Raw genomic sequence first — 4,188 nt, forward strand, 5'->3', positions numbered from 1 at the left:
ACAGCTCCGTGTACTCTTTAACAAACACACCACAACCGGATGCGTTTGCAACAATCGCAGAAGCACTTTCGTTGTCGATCCACTGACTCCAGGCATCGATATTCCGCTTCGCCAATGCCTTCGCTTTGGCTTGCTCGCTCGTATGCTGACTCAAAGCGCCACAACAACCTGCATCGGTAATTTCCTGAACCCGGTAGCCAAGTGCTTCAAAAACAACTCGTGTTGCCTCATCGACTTGCGGAGTCACTGCTTTTTGAACGCATGCACTAAACAATAAAATCGTTCCGCTATCAGCTTGCTGATGAAACGTTTTCACTGCGGGGTAAGCCAGCTCTACCTTATTTTTGGGTGGCACTTTTGCTTTAAACACTTGAGGAAGAAACGGCCTAAAAAACCGCCCCAACTTCAATGACAAGGCAAATAGCCACGGCCTAATTAACCAAGCATGAACTAGCTTACGTTGCCATTGATCCGCTCGCGCCGGAAGCTTTTCATCAATCACCTGCCTACCGATTTCAATCAGCTCATGATATTGAACACCCGATGGACATGTGGTTTCACAGGCACGACAGGTTAGACACCGATCTAAATGCGTACGGGTTTCTTCATTGACTTCGCCCCCCTCAAGCATTTGCTTAATTTGGTAGATCCGCCCTCTTGGGCCATCTAGCTCATCACCCAGAACCTGATAAGTTGGGCATGTTGCATTACAGAAGCCGCAGTGTACGCAACTTCGCAATATCTCTTCAGCACGCTGACCAAAGCCACTCTCTTGATAGATCGGAATTAAATTCGTCTGCATGCTTAAAACGCCTCCGACATACGGCCAACATTCAAAACACCATACGGATCAAACGCGTTTTTCAGCGCAACATGCAGTCTTTCTATTGTTGGCGAAAGCCCACCTAAAACATAACATTGATCAACATTGAGACTGTACACGTGTGCATCAAGATCACGCAGATTCCCAGCGCTCTTGCTTAGGTCGTCTTCACTAATCTGGATAAAGGATTCCCCACCCGCCCAATTTACTAAGATTGGCGCAGCTGGGAACACATCCGTTAATCGCGTGTACTTTGGCGTAACAACGCGCCAAAGTTTACCAGGTTCAGCAACATCAAATATGGGGTGCTTCATTTGAGACAGCAAGTCCCAAAATACATCAGACTCTTCGACATAACGACGCAACTCGAAATGATCGAGCACCTCAGAAACTGCATCCTCAGGGCCAGAAAAACGAATATGGGCTAGATCGTCGCACCAAGCGAAGCCGATTCGCATTGTCATACTCCGATCAAGTTTCACAGCTAGGGCCAGTGCAACTTCTAACGAACATGGCATCTGTACAAAGCGTTGCTGAGACTGAGTCGGGAGCACTTTAAGCGACACCTCTGTAATCAGCCCCATACAGCCCAAAGAGCCGACCATCGCCCGCGAGACATCATAGCCAGCGACATTTTTCATCACCTGCCCGCCAAACTTCAAGATATCGCCTTTACCATTGATCAGACCAAGCCCGAGGACGTGATCTTTCACCCCTCCCTGCCAAGGCCGAGCAGAACCCGCCATAGCACTCGCAATAGCACCACCAATCGTTGAACCAACGCCCATCCCTTTCTCACAGCCATTCAGAACATGAGGCTCAAACGCAAGGCACTGGTCTTTCTCTGCAAGCATTGCCTGAATATCACTCACCTTGGTACCAGCGCCAACTCGCAATACAAGCTCGCTTGGCTCGTAACTAATCACCCCCGAAAACGGCTGTGAAGACAACACATCACCTGATGCAACAGAACGTCCCAAAAAAGCTCTGGTGCCACCACCTTCAATCGACAATGTACGCTTGCTCTCTGACGCTGCTCGAATACATTGTGCCGCTCGCGACTCTTGTTCATTAAAGTGCTCTACACGAGCAATGGACCAAGACATCAAAAGCGCTCCAAATCTGGGAATGGCAACTCACCGTTGTGCACATGCATATGCCCAAACTCGGCACAGCGAGCCAGAGTCGGGATATTTTTGTTAGGATTCAGGAGCTTATGGGGATCAAAAGCCTGCTTCAAAGCATGAAACTGAGACAGTTCATCACTGGCAAACTGAACACACATTTGGTTAATCTTCTCTCTCCCAACGCCGTGTTCGCCAGTGATCGCACCACCTAGTTTGACGCAAAGCGCCAAAATATCTCCACCCATCGCCTCAGCGCGCTGCAACTCATCGGAGTTATTCGCATCAAATAGAATGAGCGGGTGCATATTGCCATCACCTGCGTGAAACACATTCGCGACCGCTAAACCATATTTCTCGGAAAGCTCGGCAATACCTTTGAGCACGGCGGGCAGGTTTTTCTTAGGGATCGTGCCATCCATGCAGTAGTAATCCGGCGAAATACGACCGACCGCGGGAAACGCACTCTTGCGCCCTTTCCAGAACAAGGCTCTTTGGGCCTCGTTATCCGCGACGCGAACCTCAGTGGCACCCGCGGCCTCAAAAACATGCTTTATTAAAGCAAGCTCATGCTCAACCTGAGCAAGAGGACCATCAAGCTCGGCGATCAAGATCGCCTCGGCTTCTCTAGGATAGCCAGCACAAGCAAAATCCTCGGCGGCCTGAATCGCAAGTTTATCCATCATTTCTAGCCCTGCAGGAATGATCCCCGCAGCAATCACGCTAGCAACGGCATTCGCCGCTGACTCAACCTCAGCAAAACTTACCAACAAGGTTTTTGTAACAGGAGGAATGGGAATCAACTTAAGACAAACCTCGGTGACGATACCTAACATGCCTTCGGATCCGTGCAATAGGGAAAGCAAGTCCATGCCTGGCGAATCAAAAGCATCACTGCCAATGCGCTCAATTGTACCATCAGCCAATACGAGCTCGACCCATTGAACATTGTTTACCGTTAAGCCATATTTCAAACAATGCACACCACCGGCATTCTCTGCGACATTACCACCGATACTACAGGCAATCTGCGAGGAGGGATCCGGCGCATAATACAACCCATGCGAGGCTGCCGCCTCACTAACCGCCAGATTACGCACTCCTGGCTGCACCAAAGCAGACTGTTGATCGGCATCAATACGAATGATCTGATTCATTTTGGAAAGAGACAAGGTAATCGCGCCAACGATAGGCAGCGCCCCACCAGACAAGCCCGTCCCTGCTCCTCGGGGAACAACAACAATTCCGTGCTGGTCACAGCAGCGCATTAAGTCCTGAACCTGCTCTTTGCTTTCCGGCAGCACAACCAAGCCAGGCTCAACCCTATAAACCGCCAAACCGTCGCACTCGTATGGTTTACGCTGAGCCTGATCGCTCAAGATACAGCGCTCCGGCAGCACTCTCGACACAAGCTGATGCAACTCACTGGTGCGCCAAGCTTTAATTTCGCCATCAAGCTCGTCGTTGTGTTCTGTACTCATTTCTAGCTCACCTGTACATTTAAATTACCGCGAAACATGGACTAACTGTGCTTGTCTTGCAGTAATGCTTTTAGGTTAACGCCCAACAACAGCAACACAACAAAATACGCCATGATTGCAACCCCTACCATTAACGCCAAATGCTGAATACGTTGCAGCAGCCCCCAAGCAAACCAGGTCTGCGTGGGTTCGTTCAACCAAAACACCAAGCCCAGCATGACCGAGCACGCAACGACCAGCTTAAGCCAGAAAAGCATCCAGCCCTCACTAGATCGATAAATATTGCTCTTGCGCAGCAACCAGAGCAAACACAAAGCATTGCACCATGAAGAAAGCGCTGTGGCCAACGCGAGGCCGGCGTGCTGAAGAGGCCAAATCAAGACCAGGTTAAACACCATATTCGCAATCATCGCATAGATTCCGATTTTCACCGGAGTCTTCATGTCTTGTCTTGCAAAGAATCCTGGCGCTAAAACTTTCACAAACATAAAGGCTAACAAACCGGCTGCGTATGCACGTAAGCTCTTCGCTGCTTGCAGCACATCATTATCGAGCAAGGCGCCGTAATGAAACAAAACGGTAATGAGTGGTTCCGCCAATACAATCAGCGCGAACGCGGCGGGCAGACCAATCACTAACACCATCCGCAAAGCCCAGTCGATGGTATCTGAAAACGCTTGTTCTGAGCCGCTCGCTTTCTTAGCAGATAAACTTGGCAGAATGACGGTTGCGATAGCGATTCCAAAGACACCCAACGGTA

4 protein-coding genes are annotated in these 4,188 nt (G+C 49.8%); all 4 read right to left on the reverse strand.

Translation table 11 applies throughout. The features are described from left to right. Positions 1-802: glycolate oxidase subunit GlcF (gene glcF / locus A3750_RS13380; RefSeq protein ID WP_082873295.1), on the reverse strand; the 802-nt coding region annotated here is incomplete at its 3' end. A 2-nt stretch (positions 803-804) separates the two neighbouring features. Beyond that, positions 805-1,929, reverse strand: a complete 1,125-nt coding sequence (gene glcE, locus A3750_RS13385; RefSeq protein ID WP_068520456.1) for a glycolate oxidase subunit GlcE — start codon at positions 1,927-1,929, stop codon at positions 805-807. Next, positions 1,929-3,428 (reverse strand): FAD-linked oxidase C-terminal domain-containing protein, encoded by a 1,500-nt coding sequence (locus tag A3750_RS13390; RefSeq protein ID WP_068520454.1) that lies wholly within the window; start codon positions 3,426-3,428, stop codon positions 1,929-1,931. Before A3750_RS13390 ends, glcE begins: the two co-directional genes overlap by 1 nt. A 41-nt stretch (positions 3,429-3,469) precedes the next feature. Beyond that, the coding region (murJ, locus tag A3750_RS13395) for a murein biosynthesis integral membrane protein MurJ (protein WP_156498580.1) at positions 3,470-4,188 on the reverse strand (719 nt) is incomplete at its 5' end.

The organism is Oleiphilus sp. HI0079 (assembly GCF_001635105.1).

What these genes read in the sequence shown, in the direction of transcription:
- glcE (WP_068520456.1), bottom strand. Translation starts at nt 1,929, where the DNA reads ATGTCTTGGTCCATTGCTCGTGTAGAGCACTTTAATGAACAAGAGTCG.
- A3750_RS13390 (WP_068520454.1), bottom strand. Translation starts at nt 3,428, where the DNA reads ATGAGTACAGAACACAACGACGAGCTTGATGGCGAAATTAAAGCTTGG.